This window comes from Pseudoalteromonas sp. MMG012 (assembly GCF_018100875.1).
In the GTDB taxonomy this organism is placed as follows: Bacteria; Pseudomonadota; Gammaproteobacteria; order Enterobacterales; family Alteromonadaceae; genus Pseudoalteromonas; species Pseudoalteromonas aurantia.
The window spans coordinates 51,001-67,991 of record NZ_JAGJEF010000003.1 but is presented as its reverse complement, the minus strand read 5'-3'; the positions used below and the strand labels follow the sequence as shown (position 1 = coordinate 67,991).

11 protein-coding genes are annotated in these 16,991 nt (G+C 39.4%); 4 read left to right on the top strand and 7 right to left on the bottom strand.

Going from position 1 to position 16,991, the window contains the following annotated elements:
* Positions 1–78 precede the first annotated feature (78 nt).
* Positions 79–2,889, bottom strand: a complete 2,811-nt coding sequence (locus tag J8L97_RS01845; RefSeq protein WP_211047662.1) for a TonB-dependent siderophore receptor — start codon at positions 2,887–2,889, stop codon at positions 79–81.
* A gap of 868 nt (positions 2,890–3,757) precedes the next feature.
* Between J8L97_RS01845 and J8L97_RS01840 the strand changes: the two genes are divergently transcribed.
* Positions 3,758–4,003: a hypothetical protein gene (locus tag J8L97_RS01840; protein WP_211047661.1), complete on the top strand. Its 246-nt coding sequence runs from the start codon at positions 3,758–3,760 to the stop codon at positions 4,001–4,003.
* A 536-nt stretch (positions 4,004–4,539) separates the two neighbouring features.
* Here the strand turns inward: J8L97_RS01840 and J8L97_RS01835 are convergent.
* Entirely contained in the window at positions 4,540–8,769 is a 4,230-nt protein-coding gene (locus tag J8L97_RS01835; protein WP_211047660.1) for a DEAD/DEAH box helicase, read from the bottom strand.
* A 318-nt stretch (positions 8,770–9,087) separates the two neighbouring features.
* Here J8L97_RS01835 and J8L97_RS01830 point away from each other — a divergent pair, with 318 nt between their 5' ends.
* From J8L97_RS01830 to J8L97_RS01820, 3 genes are all read left to right on the top strand, one after another.
* Entirely contained in the window at positions 9,088–9,399 is a 312-nt protein-coding gene (locus tag J8L97_RS01830; RefSeq protein WP_211047659.1) for a hypothetical protein, read from the top strand.
* Positions 9,359–10,204: a S41 family peptidase gene (locus J8L97_RS01825; RefSeq protein WP_211047658.1), complete on the top strand. Its 846-nt coding sequence runs from the start codon at positions 9,359–9,361 to the stop codon at positions 10,202–10,204. The genes J8L97_RS01830 and J8L97_RS01825 overlap by 41 nt, the downstream gene beginning before the upstream one ends.
* A 505-nt stretch (positions 10,205–10,709) precedes the next feature.
* Positions 10,710–10,961 carry a YkgJ family cysteine cluster protein gene (locus tag J8L97_RS01820; protein ID WP_192507280.1) on the top strand — a complete coding sequence of 84 codons (252 nt, stop codon included), beginning with the start codon at positions 10,710–10,712 and terminating at the stop codon, positions 10,959–10,961.
* A gap of 33 nt (positions 10,962–10,994) precedes the next feature.
* Here J8L97_RS01820 and J8L97_RS01815 read toward each other — a convergent pair whose 3' ends face one another.
* The 5 genes from J8L97_RS01815 to J8L97_RS01795 form a co-directional block, all read right to left on the bottom strand.
* Complete coding sequence (locus J8L97_RS01815; RefSeq protein ID WP_211047657.1) at positions 10,995–11,402, bottom strand: hypothetical protein; 408 nt, start codon at positions 11,400–11,402, stop codon at positions 10,995–10,997.
* Between the two features lie 293 nt (positions 11,403–11,695).
* On the bottom strand, positions 11,696–12,250 hold the full coding sequence (locus tag J8L97_RS01810; protein ID WP_211047656.1) for a DUF4136 domain-containing protein: 555 nt from the start codon (positions 12,248–12,250) through the stop codon (positions 11,696–11,698).
* 53 nt (positions 12,251–12,303) lie between these two features.
* A complete protein-coding gene (locus J8L97_RS01805) occupies positions 12,304–15,096 on the bottom strand; it encodes an ATPase (RefSeq protein ID WP_211047655.1) in 2,793 nt (930 codons plus the stop codon).
* Complete coding sequence (locus J8L97_RS01800) at positions 15,093–15,644, bottom strand: condensin complex protein MksE (RefSeq protein ID WP_211047654.1); 552 nt, start codon at positions 15,642–15,644, stop codon at positions 15,093–15,095. Before J8L97_RS01800 ends, J8L97_RS01805 begins: the two co-directional genes overlap by 4 nt.
* A complete protein-coding gene (locus J8L97_RS01795; RefSeq protein ID WP_211047653.1) occupies positions 15,631–16,893 on the bottom strand; it encodes a hypothetical protein in 1,263 nt (420 codons plus the stop codon). Before J8L97_RS01795 ends, J8L97_RS01800 begins: the two co-directional genes overlap by 14 nt.
* Positions 16,894–16,991 lie beyond the last annotated feature (98 nt).

Sequence of the window (16,991 nt, the reverse complement as noted above, 5' to 3'; positions counted from 1 at the left end):
TAATGCAAAATAAGTTGCTCTATTATTCTAGAGCAACTTATGGTTTGTTTTATATAACAGGGAGTTTTTTAAATTCTATTAGAAGTCTAGATTTACGCCTATATAGCCAGAGCGACCTAGTATAGCCCAACCATTATAGGCTCCACGTGAAGTAGTCCAATGGTCGCCGCCATTGTTATCTGTAATATTGTTGATACCTACATAAACAGATGCCATGTCAGTTAGTTGATAATCTGCGCGAATATTGTGAATACGAGAGTGTGACGGAGTATCACTATCACGGAAGCTTTCAGCCTCATCATCATCAAATCGACCTGACGTTTTAAATTTGAATGTCCAACTTAGGGTTAAATCATCCAGTGTATATTTAGTAACGAGGTTAGACGCCCACTTAGGTCGGCCTAATTGACCGGCTTCGTTATTCGTTTCAGCGGTACCTTCTGCTAAATCTTGAGTCGTAGTTGAGTCTTCATATAATCTGGTTGCCTTGAAATCAAATGACAATGCATCCCAGCTATAATATAACTCGAAATCAGTTCCTCTCACGCGGCCTTGGTCGAAGTTTAAGCTCAGTGGGCGAACATAATCTACGTCGCCATTGTCTTTTCGAGTTACTAGGTTACAGAACATATTATCAATGGAGTTTGCTGCTAAATCTACGCAGTTTTCCATAACGTCTTCACCGTCAAACTCAGATATTTTATCTTTTAGCTTAATATCAAAAAAGTCAACCGAGAGTGTTAAACCTTCAAGTATTGAAGTGGGTGTATATACCAAGCCAACCGTCAGTGTATTGGCTTTTTCTTGTTGCAGGTCAGCGTTACCCGAGTTTCTGACTTCTCCGCGAGTTGTTTTAATATTCGAGTTCCAACCTGCTGGAATACCGTATAGTGCACAGTTTGCTTTACGGCGCCCATCAGCAGGGCCGCCATCTATATTTGATTCATCACAAGGGTCGCTAATAGTTGAGAAAGCAACACTTTCACCTGCGTATAGCTCATATAGCTGAGGCGCACGAACGGCCTGTGAGAAAATAGAGCGTAATCTGACTTCTTCATTAATCGACCAGTTTACAGCAAACTTAGTACTTTCAAAACGATTTTCATTGGTTGAGTAATCGGCAACACGATACGCAGCTTCTACTTCAAGCAGTTCGGCAAATGGCATGTCACTAATGACAGGTACTAATAGTTCAACATACGCTTCTTTAATATTACGGCTTACATCTAATGGTAGCTTTCTAGATGCTAAGTTACCCGACGCCCATAGCTCTGAAGGGTCAAAGTGAATACCTTCATAACGAACCTCTAAGCCACTGCTCATTTGCATAACACCTGCTGGTAGCTCGTATAAGTCGCCAGATAAGTTCGCGGTGAACGCGTGGTTGACTGAATCAGTAGTCGCAACAAAAGCATCTATTACGTAATCAGTTAAAGCTTGAGATTGACGTTCAAATGGAGAGAAGCTTGGGCAATTACCCGCTTCAACACATGGGCCGATCACTTGTAATTGACTATCTAGACGGTCCGATCTTAACTGAGTTTTGTTTTCTAAATCATTCATCGATTTACCGGATGAAAAATTCACATCCCAAAACCATTCGTCATTATATACGCCAGAGAAAGTCAAAGATGAACTGAAGAATTCACGAACATTTTTGTGCTTACGACCTCCAATCTCATGAAATGTGTGGTGGAACCCGATCCAGTCGGTATCTTGAAAGTTGTCTGTAATGGAAGCTGGAGTGTCGAATAGTTCCTTAATATCAGCTACTTGAATCCACGCTTGTTTGAACGGTGGGTCGATAACATTATTAGACTCTGTTCTAGCAAGTGTTACATCAAATGACATATCAAAGTCGTCAAACTGATAATTTACAGAAGAGAATAGGTTAATACGCTCAAATGGGTCTTCAATATTACCCCATCGAGTGCCCTCGTATCCATTACTGGCATCGACTAACCAGCCGTCATACATGTCTCTGTATCGAGCTCGAAGTGCCACATCTTGAGTCGATTCATCAAAATCGTACCAATCATAGCCATCATCATCATTGTTGTATACAGAAAAGATAGTTTCAGGTACACCCCACGGGATTGGTGAGACGTTTTTAACCCAAATTTTACTCGGCTGCCCATCGGCTTTATTTGGGTTTGTTACTGAACGTTGATAGTTATACGCTTTTTCACGGTCGTTTTGCGTTAAGGCGGATTCTGATAAGTAATCGACGGCAACGGTAAAATTACCATTGTCATCATCGAAATTAAAACCATGGGTAAATGATAAGCTGCGTGTGCTATGACCACCTTCTTGCGTACCAGAAAGGTGTGCGTTTGCTTTAGTACCTTCAAAGTCTTTTCGCAGAATAAAGTTAACAACACCTGCAATTGCATCTGAACCATAAATTGCTGATGCACCACCCGTCATAACTTCTACACGTTCAATTAGAGAGGCCGGGATAGTACCAACATCAGCGAAAAGACCTTGGTTATCAGTAGATACAGAAGGGGGACGTTTACCATTTACCAATACAAGAGTACGTTCTTCACCCATATTGCGAAGATCTAATATATTTAGACCTGAATTACCAAACGAGTAGTTCCCTGAAGCGGAATCAAAACCATCGGAAAATTGTGGCATGCCTGTAAGAATATCATTTACGTTCTGAGCACCAGTTAGTTTGATGTCTTCTGCTGAGATGACAACGGTAGGAGAAGGCGCTTCGAAGTTGATTCGTTTTATACGAGAGCCTGTAACCATAATTCGCTCTGGTGTATCGACGTCAACTGAATCATTTGCCTGTGCAGTAGCCCCAAGACTTGCAGCTGAAACAGCAAGTGCAAGTAAACTTTTATTTAGCTTTGTATTAGCTACCCATTGATTATTCATTGTGTATACCCCTTAGTATCACTAATTATTGTTATATTTTTCATATGCTTTCTGTGCATGCAAATAAGAGTTACTGTTTTGCTTTTAGAAAGAATAAACATCAACATTCCGATGTTGATATATTGTATACAATATATCAAAAGCAAATAATTACAAGTCCTTTTATTGGGTAATTTTGTGCAAAAGGGGATTTTTGATGTTTTTCGGAAAGGATGGTTTAACCTTTTTTTTTAAAATTAAATTCATTTTTTGTTGGTTTTACATTATTTTTGCATTTTTTATTTGATTGTTTTGCTTTATCTGATTGAATTTTTCTTGCGTTTAATGTTGTTATTGTGGTATTGATTTGTTTATTAAAACAGCAGCTGTCGTTATCTATAGGAATATGTTAAAGGTGACTCTGTTATGGTGGTCTGATTCAGTGGGTAATACATTTCTTGTTTCTGAGTAAAACAGAATGGTATGAGAGCTCATTTTTTTAGTTCTACGGGAGAGAAGGGGTTACTCGTTAAAGCAACATATAAATGAGGACGGGGCAGCCGTATCCGTAGGGTATTTTAATTCAGTATAACAGTACCGACTTTCAATTAATTGTAGGCTATTCACCGCATGGGATTTATATAATAATATGAATTTATAAGTATTTGAAGTCTACATGTGTTTCAATTCTTCCTGACTTATTAAGGTGAGTTAATATCAAGAATAAGCTTTCTTACTTAATATTTACGTTTATTCTTAATTCACCCTTTATTCTTGTTGATTTATCTTTTATTTAAGGCTAGGTTAAACGCTCATATGTTTTTTGCAGATTTTTACTCTGCTCTAAATACCAAAAAATAATTAATAAGACATAATGGAAGAGGGAAATATGAAAAATATACTTAGTGTAGTGGTGTCTTGTGTTGTTTTAGCTGGTTGTAATGCAACTGATGATGAAGCTGATAAACAAGCAAGAAATACCAATGGATATAAATGTGAGCAAATCAGAGTATTAGGGTCAAGTATTCCTAAAAAGGTATGTTCTACGCGAGAGCAGCGTAAGCAAGCTGAGATCCGTTCAAAAGAAGCGACAAGAGACGCGCAGCGCCCTGTTACATTAAATGGTATTGAATAACTGTTATGCGGTTCTAGGGCCTCAAGCAGTGCCCTAGGGCTTTTTCAAATAGATGAGTTCTTTCCTCAGTATTTTCAGTTTACGTAAGACTTAACTCGATACCGAATCGAGCACGAATGAGTTAATACGTTTTCTATACCTATGATGTAACTGTTAAAGCGCTTCTTTAATAGCGTATTTTAGATTGTTTTTTCTCTCGTGACTTTAACTTTTATTTTACATTTAAGGTTTTATATAAAACTGAATGTTATTATCGGTATTTATTTTTAAGTAAGCAAAGGTAGTGCTGGTTTCTAATGTGAAAATTAGCATGTGGTGTTAAATAGTAGTTAATATTGATTTATCAACGATTTATCAACGATTTATCAACGATTTATTAATTTATATTTCTCTTTGCTTGTTATGTTTGTAACATTAAATTCTCTTTTGTTAGCTTTATGTTTTTTCTGATTATCATGAATCGTGAGTTATTTATAGTCTCCTAGTTGTAACCTAATAGTCGTGGCGTAATCCCCCCGAAAGTATAAACATTGTGGTTAAAAGGTTTTTTTAAGCATTGCTATGATCTCAGTTACCGATAGTTTACTTACAGAGTCACTACCAGAGAGTAATGTTTGCGCGAGATCTCGTTTATGTTGATGCAGTGCTACAATTTTTTCTTCTATGGTGTTTATCGTAATCAATCGATAAACGGTCACCGGGCGCAGTTGGCCCATGCGATGTGCACGGTCACTGGCTTGTTCTTCTACAGCAGGATTCCACCATGGGTCCATATGAATAACGTAGTCGGCAGCAGTGAGGTTTAACCCTGAACCTCCCGCTTTGAGGCTAATTAAAAATACTTGACCTTCACCTTGTTGAAAGGCATTGACGCGATGTTGTCTGTCTCTTTGTGGTGTACTGCCATCTAGGTATTGATAGTCCACACCTTTGCTATCTAAGTGCTGTTTGATTAGTTGTAAATGTCCTACAAATTGGCTAAAAATGAGGGCTTTGTGATTATTTTCTTGGAGTTCGTTTAATAGTTTATCAAGAGCGATAAGCTTCGCACTGGGGAGCGTATTGTCTGAAAGTACCAGCGATGGATGACAGCATGCTTGGCGAAGTTTAGTTAATTCTGCGAGCATTTTGATTCTTTGTGCGCCAGCTTGGTCTTGTTGAGATGTCGCGGTGAGGTTTTCTATCGCAGTTAGCCGTAGAGCTTCGTAAAGTGCCATTTCTTCTTCACTAAGTTGCACTTTAACATTAATATCCGTTCTGGCTGGTAGTTCGGTGAGTACCTGATCTTTCATGCGACGCAGTATAAATGGTTGGATCAGGTTTTTTAATTGAGAACGGGCTTTTTTAGCGGCAATTGGGTTATCTTTAACATTGTCAATAGGCGTTGAGAAACGTGCACTGAAGCGTTTTAAGTTACCAAGCAGGCCGGGGTTAACAAAACGAAATAAGCTCCACAATTCGGTTAAATTATTTTCAATAGGTGTACCAGTGGTTATAAGCTTAAAATCGCCTTTTAATGTGCATGCTGCAATCGAACGCTGTGCTAAAGGGTTTTTTAATGCCTGAGCCTCGTCAGCGACAATCGTTGACCATGTGCACGCTTGCAGTAATGCGCTCTCTCGCTGCAGTAACCCGTAGCTTATAATTAAGCAATCAAGACTGTTGAGCTGTTTTAAGGCGTCAGCTCGTTTGGCTGAAGTTTTAATATCAGACAACAGTTTTATGTTTAATGTAGGAGCAAATTTAGTTGCCTCTTGTTGCCAGTTGAAACAGACTGATGTAGGCGCTATCACTAAGCTAGGACCTAAGTGTGCTCGAGAGACGAGCAGCGCAAGTGCTTGTAGTGTTTTACCAAGCCCCATATCATCAGCTAAACACGCCCCAGCCCCCCAATGGGCAAGTCTTGATGCCCAATCAAATCCTTCAATTTGATAATCACGGAGTGTAGCACGTAATGTTGTGGGAACTTTGCATTCAAGGAGATTAGCTTGCGTCATTTTAACATGTTGTTCATCCCAAGCATGTAATGTTTTCATTCTCATGCCTGTTGTTGCCTGTGATACATGTAAGCTGGCAAGTGGATGAAATTGTCCATTATCTGTTGCGGTGTTAAGTTGGTCTAAGCGTTGTTTTAATTCATCAGATAGGGCGAGTATTTGATGGTTATCCAGTTCTATAAATCGGCCATGAGCTTGAGAAGTTAACGAGAGTAACCTCTTAAGCTCAATTACATGAGAATCGTCAACGACCAAATGGCCCGATAAATCAAACCATTGATGTTTTTTGCTCAGAGCCAATTGCAAATGATGACTGTGCAGTGGTTTTGTCAAAGTCATTGTTTTACCTTTCGGCCAACGAAGGGTCAAAGGAATAGGGCTGGGATCTAACGCCGTGGTATGGTCTAGCTGCTGAAGTGTCTCCAAAGCAGTTTGTAAATCGTTAAGTTGGAGACGATTATCTTGCATCGTTAGAAATGCAGGGCAATGCGTATCTAATATATCAAGGTACTGCTCTTCTTGGATGAGGTTGCGACTAGTCGCAACGCGTTTGCCATTAAGTTCTGTGGTTACTTTGGCATTGCCAATACCAGGTTTGAACGTTGGCCCTTGCTCACCAAATGGCATCACAAAACAGGTAAACTCAAGTCCATCATGAAATGGTTGAATATTGATGACTAATCGAGCATCAGCAGGGTGGGTTTCAAGCCCTGTATCTAGTTCAGCAATGCTTGATTGAATGTTGAGTAAAGGCGCAATCGCACTGACGCTTTCTAGCACCTTTTCTTTAGCTGATATAGGAATTGTTAACCCTTCTTCACCAATGATCTGCGCGACTTTTAAGTGTTCTGGTGCAAAGACTGTAAGTCGATATTGCTCTGGGGCATATTCAGTTAACGAGTAATTCAATGGTATGCCATTCAAAGTTGCGGGAATCTCAGCGATACTCAGTACTAAATGATCATTTTGTTGCGTGATAAGTAACTCGGGCTGCGCCTTGTTCAATTCAATGGGTGTAAATACATCATCGACTAAAAATAAGTTCGGTGCACCGCATGCGGCGGTGAGTGCCCTTGCGCCTTCCAAAGTATAATGGGTTTTATCTTGCCATTGCTTTGCTCTATTAATATGTGAACAAATTTTAATGTCTTGCTCAGACATAAAAGTAAACTCGTGCGATTGTTCATATAGACGTTGTAATGATACAGGGCGACCTTTACTCCATCCCGATGTCGTTTTTTTTTGCGCGCGTGCAGACAGTGAAATGCAAAACGGTGCTATGGTTATCTCCCATATTAGCCTTGAGGCTGTGTCCGGAAGTTGAGTGTCAGCCGATGTGTCTTCAGGAGCGAGTGAAATGAGTTTATCAAGTGCGAGATCCCAGCTTACTTTATGTGAAATAGCCTGTGTTAAATCAAAAAGGTTATGAGTGCTAGGGAGCTCTACGTCAACGCTATTATTAACATTAAAATGTGGCGCCAATTGTTCAATTAGTAGGGAAAATAAGCGGTAATCAGTTGCTTCAAAAAAAAGATATGCCTGGTGAAGGGCTTGCGAGCTGAGCTGCTGTTCATTCGATAATGGTTGACACCACTTTACGGCCAGAGCATCAAAATAATGTATTAGATGAGCATAAAATACATGATGGCTATATAGAAACGTAAAGTCAGGTAGCAAAGATGTATACGGTGTTGCTGTTGATAAGCTCTCAATAAGAGGGAGCATAAATTGACCTACGTAATGGCTGTGATCCTGACTATTTTTGTCGTGGCTTTGGGCATGTACATGTTTTTCTGCAAGTGAAAAGTAAGTCGCGTCTAGTTTGTTTGCTGCAATTAATAAAGTTAACTGATAAAACAGGCTATACAGTCCATCCAAGTGTTGAAATTTCTTTTTTCCATATTTATTTTTAGCCGTAAGTGCTTTACTGAACAAATTAAGCGCACTGTCTATGTCACCTGCCAACAATGCAAGGGTTGCCTTGAGTTGCAAGCTATAACAGCTATTGTCGCTCGGTACCATTAATAGGCGCACTTTGTTTATTTTACCTTGTAATAAATACTGTTCAGCTAAAAGAAGACTGAGGGAGCGTTCACTATTATTAGTGTCGTGTACCTGCTCTAGCAATGTTAATGCATAGGCATTTGAAGCGCCTCGCTGGCGAAGTACATAAAACCAGCATGCAAAAGATTGATATTGAAGCGTGTCTGGTAAGGTCACAAAATGTGTTAGCTGAAAAGGGACAAAATTCAGCTCAATTAATATTTGACCACGCTGATAGTCGATTTGCTGTGGATTTTTATGTATTTTTAGATATTGGACCATCTTGTTGTGATCATTTAAGAAATAAAAATCCCGAATTAATCGTTGTTCATCATCAAGCGTTTGCTCCCAATCATACAATTGTATAACAGGAACAACCGTTTCACCGGCCTTTAAAATGGTAAAAAACACGTCACGAGTGATGGCTTTATGCGTAAGCTGATGAGTGAGTAAATGGGTGAGTTTTAGCTCATCATTATGTACGCGAATAAACCCCAATTGCTGCCAAGCTTTAATCGCGTTTGATGTAATACGTTCATAGGCGTAGTGCTTGGAATCAAATGCTTGTTTATCTAATTGTTTAAGGAGTTTATTTAAATTCCCTAAAGAAATGGGTTTATAAATCACGGCCATGACCGTGAATACCCACTGCTCAGCATGTGACAGAGATAAAAACTGGTGATAACAGGCATCAATTTCTTGCGGCAATAGAGCTGTGATTTTCATAGCGTTAAGTGTGTACTTAATAGCAAATTAAAGAGCGCTAATTTAACACATAATTTAGTTGCTTAAATAGTCGGTTATGTTGGTTGTGCATTTGCTTATTATTTGAGTGATAAGAGAAGGGGGATTCGCCCTTTAAAGAAATCTAATGCGTCAATGGTGATAGCCTTCGATTCGTTTGTGAGCAGAAAACTGAACTTCGAAGGGGATGCGTCGATTGCTGGGGATGGTGATAACTGGGATACTACTATAGACTCGACTAGCTTGTACCTTATTTGGATTAAGGTGAAACATAATAAAGCTTGTTTTGAAGGAATAAAGATGAAAAGAAATCTCGTACTTATGCTAGCAAGTTCTGTGATGCTTATGGGCTTTAAATGTGCTGCATTTGATGCTGAAAAAGCCATAAATGAACTTCAAACAATACTCACCGACAACTACGCATACTTGCACGATAGAGAGCAGTCAGCAGTAAAGCTATTCAATACTCATGAATCAAGGTTACGTGATAGTAAAACAGCGAAGGAATTTAGAGATAACGCACAAGTATATTTACGAGCATTTACAGACCCGCATTTGAATTTGGGGCCCTATGACTGTGATGATTTCAGTGTTTACCCAAACAGGTTCTGACATTTTTGTCCAGTTTGATGACAGAAAATTGGTGGTTTATGACATTAAAGCGGGGTCTGATGCACATATCAAGGGGTTAAAGCCTGGTATGGAGATTAGCGCCATTGATGGGCAATCGATTGAACTGGCTATGAGTCAAGTAACTGGCATGGCATTGAATAAGTTAACGAAAAAGCAGCGTAACTATGCGGCTAATATTGCGTTAGGTGGAAGGCGCCACCAGACCAGAAGGTTACTAATTCGCAGTAAAAATGGAGATAAAGAGTTTAACTTAGCAGCGAGTTATTCCAATATAAACGCACTTAAAAAGGCAGAGCCCGTCACGATTGAAGTGTATGGACAGGTGGGGTATATACGCTTTAATAATGCATTGGGTGATACACAGACAAGCGACTTTTTCAAAAAAGGGTTAAGAAAACTTGTTAATACCAAAGGTCTGATCATAGATTTACGCAATACACCTAGTGGCGGTAATACGGGAGTTGCAGAACCAATACTTGGCCACTTTACTAATAAAGTGGCCACTTATCAGACGTATAAAACGCAAAGTAAAGGACAGCTCTACGGTGAGTCTGTTATGCAATTTGCCCAAGTTTTACCTGAAAATCCGTATATAGTTCAGCCATTTGTTGTGCTCGCCGGACGTTGGACCGGTAGTATGGGAGAGGGGATGGTGATTGGCTTAGATGCGCTTGGTGCACAAGCAGTGATAGGTACTCCGATGGCAGACTTACTTGGCGGAATTAAACAAGTCAAACTCCCTTACAGTGACAGTTGGATTGAAGTTGGGTTCGAGCGTTTGTAACACACTAATGGTGAATATCGAGAAGATTTTATACCTCAGGTATTGCTAAAATCTGCGGATATAGATGCATCAGGCAATGATGTTGCAATGCAAAAGGCATTTGCATTTTTTAAATAACCTCGGGTTTGGATAAGGGTTTTGGAATAGCAAATGTTTTGTAAACAAACTTACATACAATCCAATGATGATATTTTGTTCAATATCAAGGCGCTTTTATGCAGTAATAGCGGGCTATTACAAATGAAAGCAACGCCGAGAGTGAGAAAAATAGCTTTATTGGGCAAATTCGCCTATCCAGAGCTGAGGTTAAATAAAGATATAGCTGATTAATTTTAGTTTTGTACATGCGCATTGTTACCAAGGAAAGTAACTGAATCAACACGTATTGTGAAGCAGTGTATACCGTGATTGTGAGGTTAACTGCTTGTTGTATCTAGTGCTATAAAAATCGCGTAAAGCTGAGCGATTTTTGATATACTGCGTGCTTTATTTTTAGGGCTGTGTTATGGAATGTCGTTTACATTGTGGTGCGTGTTGTATAGCGCCGAGTATAAGTTCAAGTTTTCCATTGCACCCAAATGGAAAAGCGGCGGGTGAGCGCTGTAAAAACTTGTCGGATGATAATTTATGCAAATTATTTGGTCAGCCTGAGCGTCCTAATGTGTGTCACGATTTTAAAGCGGTTGAGTGGGCATGCGGTAAATCTTCAACGGAAGCGTTATCAATATTAACAAACATGGAAATTATGACGTGTTAAATTGCGCTATGTTCAAATATAGCGCTTTATTCTTTATTGGCCTAGTAGTTCATTTGCAAGAGGACCGCCTTGGCCCCAGTAATTTGCATGGGCAGTGGCACACCAATTTACGTCAGCCCATGTGAAATCTTTATAATAGATTTTATCAACACACGCATTCACTTCATGCTCACCTAGGCCAACTCTGACAATACACGTTGTACCAGAGCAATTAGCATTATATCTGCTAATATCCCATTCGACACTTTGGACTGGCTTTGACGTATTGACTTTAAATACAGCAGCACCTTGGCGAGTGTGTGTGAGTGACTCACCACCAAAACAGGTGCCTTGCCTGTACTCATCATATGCTCTTGTATCTACATAACAAGATACTGAACTTGCTAATGCTGCACCGCTAAATAATGTTGCACCAATTAGTGCGAGAACTGCTTTTTTCATGATTAACTTCCTTTTATTAACTTATTGGTTGCTCAATTAATGAGCAGTTAATAAATTAGAGCATTTATATCATTTTTACAACACTATATTATCAAGTAGATGGATGTTTTATACGCAATGTGTGGGTCAGTCAATTCTAAAAATGTTCGGGCTGTACTGGTGTGGTGACTGGTGAATAAGTAATTATTGTGATGTGTGTTGAAACATGTAAACAACACACTTATATTTAGGCTTATAGCCTAAACATAAGTGTTACTGGGCAACTTGATACATGTATCATCGCCAATTTTTTATCAGTGGACTTCTACAGGAGGAAAGTTTTCAAGAATTGCAAACACCGTTTTATTCACAGATGTGGTACGTTGTTCTGGATTTTGTTTGTTACGAAGGCGGCCTTCTTTTGCACCACGCCATACTAGTTGATTAGATGCTTTATCTATGACATCTATTACCAGCGTCCCTACATCATATTCTCGAGCATGGGTTTGTGTTTGGTAACCGAAGCCCCAGTAATTCCAACGAGCGGAATAACTTGTATTAAATGAATCTGCTTCTATTTTACTATCAACAGATGCGTGATAGTTTACAAGAACGTCTGCGTTTTCACTTTCGACTAGCTTAATATTATGCTTTAACATTGCTTCAATAATGGCGTTGCGAACACGCTTTTCCATGAGATCATTTATTTGATACGCATTTCCGCCATTATTTTTTAAATCAGCATCTGCAGACCAAGAAAATGTTTTGTAATTGGTAAACTTAACGGACTTATCGTAATCCCAATCAGGTGTATTACTGCACGCACTGATCAATATGACCGAGGCAGCTAAAATAATATTTCTTAACATGTTTTATCTCCTAGAGGGCTGAATTACTTCAGCCAATACAGCATATTGTCCACTCAGACAGCTTGATTCGTAGAATGTTCCACTTCAATCCAATCTTTTTCAGACACCCAGTTCTGGCTACCATTTTTAACACTTCGGATCGGCACGATATAGTCGCAACTTATTTGCGGCTTTACAGATGCAAATATTGGCACAAACCCAAAGCTTAACGCAGTTTCGATAATCGCTTTTTGGTTTTGTGGATCAATATCGGCGGCTTCATCAATATAAATAGGTATACGGTACAGAGCTTGTTCTTGATCAGACAACAAATAACGTATAAACAACATACCACATAACAACTTAATTGTAATACGGGTACCATTAGAGCCAGCTGAATCAATTTTATCGAAATGTTCAGTTTCGCCTGCGCGATTGACTATTTCAAAACGAATATCGAATAGATCTGTGAGCGTTAAACCCGCTTTCTCACTGGCCAATTTAATCAAGTGATCTTTGGCTTCATTGACGGCTTTTTCATCTGAGGGCTGTTCTGAAAGTAAGTCTAGGTTATCTCCCTTTTCATAATTGTCAGAGGTGGCGATGATGGTATCAATACTCTCCACGAGCATTTTTCTAGGTATAATATTGATCTTAAATGACTTAAGATTTGAAATACGATGTTGACTGATCCCACGGTTAAAGCTATTCATCTCTCGGCGGAGACGATCTAAGTCTTCACGCAAGCCCTTAATTGTTGCCGCAACCTCAGTCAATGCGACGCGCGCTTGACGGTCTACTGCGTCTCTTTCGTTGTCGATATTATGGTATGCACTAATAAGCTTGGTGTATTTATTTGACTCATCCGTTTCATTATCAAATTTGGTGATCCCTGCATTGTAAATATGCAAGTAAGTATTTTTAACGTTAACCGCTAAGTTTCTTAACTCATTACAATCTTTATTAAATTGATGAATGACTTCAGATAGGTTATCAAACTCGATGGTGATTTCTATAGGATAGGGAGCAAGCGAGCCACTGTACAAATTCAATGTATGATCTAGTCGTTCGGACTTTACTTGGCGTAATCGATCAGCTTGGCGAGTTAATAAATCTTGTTTACTTTTAATGATGGAGCGTCTATCAGAGATGGAGCCAGCATTGCGTTGAACATCTTGTAAATATTCGTCAACTTGCTCTCGCTCAACGTGCAATTGCTCTTTTAATAACTCTTGTGCCTCTACTGATTGTAGCATTGTTTGATATTGCTCGAATCGTTTGAGTGATCCTTCCAATGCCATGAGTTCATCATACAATGCATCACGCTCTTGTTGTTTTTGGGCAACGTTTGCCGCAACGTCTCGTTGTTGTTGAAACTCTTTCAATGATTGCTGAAGAGCGGTTAACTGTGCAGCCAGTTGCTCCTTATTTTCACCACTTTGCATTTGTACTGGAGTCAGTTTTTTAAGTTTTATACTGGCACCAGGAACCGTCAATTCACCTCCTTTTACTGAGGCGGATAGTTGACTTAAGAACTCACCAAAAGCATCTTCATCGGTGATACTAACTTCACCTTGGTTGGTCGTAGCAAATGACAATAAATCAGGGTTAAGTATACGAGATATTTCTTCAACCTCTTTGAGTGATAGGTCTTCACGCATACGTGTAAACAAGTTAAATTCTAAGTTCTTGAGTTGTAACTTTAAGCTCTTAATTTGTTTTTGTGTTTCATTGATCCTAAAGTCGAGTGTATGTAAGCTTTGTCCATGCGCGCTATTGATAGAAAAAGACAGTTGTTCATATTCTTTTTTCAATAGCTGTAGATTGGTTTTTAGAGTGGCGTGATTGGTGAGCTCAAACTCAGTTTTTAGGCCGTGGTAGTTAATAAACCATTGTTCAATTTGTGTTTGACGACGCTCAATGTCTCTAGACTGTTGCAAATACAACTGCTGTTTTTGTTCAAAATCGTGTTTCTCTTGTTCAATGTTAGTCAGTTGCTCTGAAAGCTCAGTATGTTGCGATTGTTGGTATTCTTCATACTCGCCTAAGGCAATATCTATTTTAGGTGCGTAGGCAGCTAGCTTTCCTTTGAGTGTTGCATCAGCGTTAAGCATTTCCTCTAATGCACCGATGGGCTCTTGCATTGATTCCAAAACGGTAAGTTCTCGACGGGAGCGATTAACTTTATCGAATGCACGACGCCATACTTCGTAAAAATCAACTCGAGAGTTTGACATATGCCGCTCAAATACTCGCAACATAAAACGTTTTACATCTTGTGCACCTAGCTTATGTAGATTAAGTATACGTCTAAATATTTCTTTATAAATAGCAGCATCTTGGACGTTGTTAAGTGGGATCATTTTTAAATTGATGTCGCCATCAAATTGTGTGGCGCCGCCGGTTAAAAGTGCATTGAGTTCAGCGGCTTTTAGTTCTACGGGACTCATGCCCTTGCTTTGTAGATGTTTGAATAATTTAGTGTATTTTATGATGCTTTTACCTTCAGTAAAGTCATCTAGGTTTAGTTTACCTGGGTAGCAAAAAAATTGGTGTGCAAACCCAGCTATTTTGCCAAGGCCAGCAACGCCAATTACCACATCTCCATGGGGGAGGTTTGCTTCGAGCAAAATATAGGATTGGTCAGACGAAAAGTAAAACTTTCGCGTTTCTTCTAAATCATGGCCATCCCACTCGGTCAATCGTAAATCATTGATAAGAGGGAATTGTAAGGCATTAATAACCGAACTTTTACCGGTGTTATTTGGTGCGCAGATAGAAGCACTTTTATTGAGTGGGATCACGCACTTCGCATAGCCCGCGGTATTTAATAGCGCTAATTTACTTAGGCCGTATAGTTCACTCATACTTCTTCCTCTAGTCCATCAAAATTTGTGTCGTTTACTTCCATTAGTGCATCAATATAACGATATACGGGCGCTAAATGGATAAAACCTCGCTCAGTTTCTTTCGCTAGTCCAAGTCTAATCATCCTGAGGTATACATCTTTACGGAGGTCGGAGCCTGAGAAAATCTCAAGTTGATCAAATAAGTGTTTATTTAACTGCACTAAAGTTTGCATCAGCTCTAGATCTGCCGGCTCGTCAAAAATTGCACGCAAAGGATCTTTTCCCTGATTGGCAAAGTGTTCGATAAGAATAAAGAGTGTGAGTGCAATGGCACGAGAAATTTTTCCCATGTTAGGGGTACTTTCATCACTTGCGAGATAGTAGAACCCACGAGCATCGTGTTGTAGATCATGGCCTAAGGCATTAAATAGTGCTTGATAGGCGTCAATGTTCTGGTCGAGTTGTTGCCATAACGTCGTGTCTTGCTCACTGATATGATAGCCACTGGCCAATTTTTTGTTAATGGCTTGTAATTCTGTTAGTTCTGTTAAATTAATTGTTGTCATTAGTGTGTTCTATTTTTGTACTGGCATTAAATGGGTAGAGAGAGAAGTCATGCTCTGCTATGTTCACTGTGACTCGCTGTTCATCTTGCGCCAGCTCCAGTGCTTCATCACTGATTAGCTTTTGATATAAAAATAATAACTCATCAGCGTCTAAGTCAGGGTAGTGCCCAGTGAGAAACCCGAGCAATGCAATTTTAGTTTTACCTGTATTTGAAAAGCTGTTCTTAACATCTGCATAGTCTGGAATATGCGGGCTTTGATATACAGAGACATCACTTTGATCTGGAAGTTGATATTCATCATGTTCAAATTCGGCCAAGCCAGCCATATAAGCAACCATGTGTCGTTGCTGGCCAAGTGAAAAGCGCTGAATGTCTGATACGAACTCTGGTTGAACAGGGCTTAACATTGGATCAACCCCATTCTTACGGATCATTGCGAGTACTTTGGATGCTTGACGCGTAATTAAAGAGTTTCTGCGCAACTCTTCACGCAATGGCATTAACATATCTGCACTTTTTCTTAAGCTTTCCCTACCGACCAAGTGCATATCCAAGATTCGTGTGCGCAGTTGTTCAAGCATACGTTTGTCTTGGGCACCACGGCCATATAATTCAATATCATCAATTTGTTGACTCAACTGATTTTCAATGACGTTAAAACAGGCATGAAACTCACCGCGTATATCAACCATTTCTAACATCGGTTCTATATATTCGTCAAATGCCTCTATAACTGCGCGATACCGTTTTTGTAGTGATATTGAGCTGCTATCAGATTTTGCTTGTTCGACAATGTTGAAAATGGCATTTTCATTATGTAAAAATAATTTAATGATCTTTCTGACGCGCTCATCCATGATTCGGCTAAAGCGCCGTAGTTCACTTTGATCACCTTCATCAGCAGCTTGCTCTAGGCGGTTACCAAGTCGTTCAAGATCTTTTACCAGAACGGTGATCTCTTGTGCCAAACCTAGGTGCTCTTCTTGTAACAGAAAACTTGCGAAATCTGCGATAGCTCGATTTATTTCCAGCTGTGAAGATTTAGCCAGTGGAATGATGATCTCTTGATTGAGTAAGCGATTAGTTTCTCTGAATATTCGTTCACTGGTCCATTGAGGATTTTTGTGTTTTATGATGTTTTGAACATCTTTGACGCTAAAATCGGTCATTTTAAAGCGTTTAAAAAGTAGCTCCAATACGCTCCAATGTTCATTTAGCGTATTTAAAACTTTCTTAGCTGGGATCATAACTTTCCAGAGTGTATCTTTTATGTGACGTTTATAGGAAATTAATTGGGCTTAGTCGTAGCGTATCCTATATGTAAGTGCTAGACTCCGCGCCGAAT

What these genes read in the sequence shown, in the direction of transcription:
- J8L97_RS01830 (WP_211047659.1), top strand. Translation starts at nt 9,088, where the DNA reads ATGAAAAGAAATCTCGTACTTATGCTAGCAAGTTCTGTGATGCTTATG.
- J8L97_RS01800 (WP_211047654.1), bottom strand. Translation starts at nt 15,644, where the DNA reads ATGACAACAATTAATTTAACAGAACTAACAGAATTACAAGCCATTAAC.
- J8L97_RS01815 (WP_211047657.1), bottom strand. Translation starts at nt 11,402, where the DNA reads ATGAAAAAAGCAGTTCTCGCACTAATTGGTGCAACATTATTTAGCGGT.
- J8L97_RS01845 (WP_211047662.1), bottom strand. Translation starts at nt 2,889, where the DNA reads ATGAATAATCAATGGGTAGCTAATACAAAGCTAAATAAAAGTTTACTT.
- J8L97_RS01810 (WP_211047656.1), bottom strand. Translation starts at nt 12,250, where the DNA reads ATGTTAAGAAATATTATTTTAGCTGCCTCGGTCATATTGATCAGTGCG.
- J8L97_RS01825 (WP_211047658.1), top strand. Translation starts at nt 9,359, where the DNA reads ATGACTGTGATGATTTCAGTGTTTACCCAAACAGGTTCTGACATTTTT.
- J8L97_RS01795 (WP_211047653.1), bottom strand. Translation starts at nt 16,893, where the DNA reads ATGATCCCAGCTAAGAAAGTTTTAAATACGCTAAATGAACATTGGAGC.
- J8L97_RS01835 (WP_211047660.1), bottom strand. Translation starts at nt 8,769, where the DNA reads ATGAAAATCACAGCTCTATTGCCGCAAGAAATTGATGCCTGTTATCAC.
- J8L97_RS01805 (WP_211047655.1), bottom strand. Translation starts at nt 15,096, where the DNA reads ATGAGTGAACTATACGGCCTAAGTAAATTAGCGCTATTAAATACCGCG.
- J8L97_RS01840 (WP_211047661.1), top strand. Translation starts at nt 3,758, where the DNA reads ATGAAAAATATACTTAGTGTAGTGGTGTCTTGTGTTGTTTTAGCTGGT.
- J8L97_RS01820 (WP_192507280.1), top strand. Translation starts at nt 10,710, where the DNA reads ATGGAATGTCGTTTACATTGTGGTGCGTGTTGTATAGCGCCGAGTATA.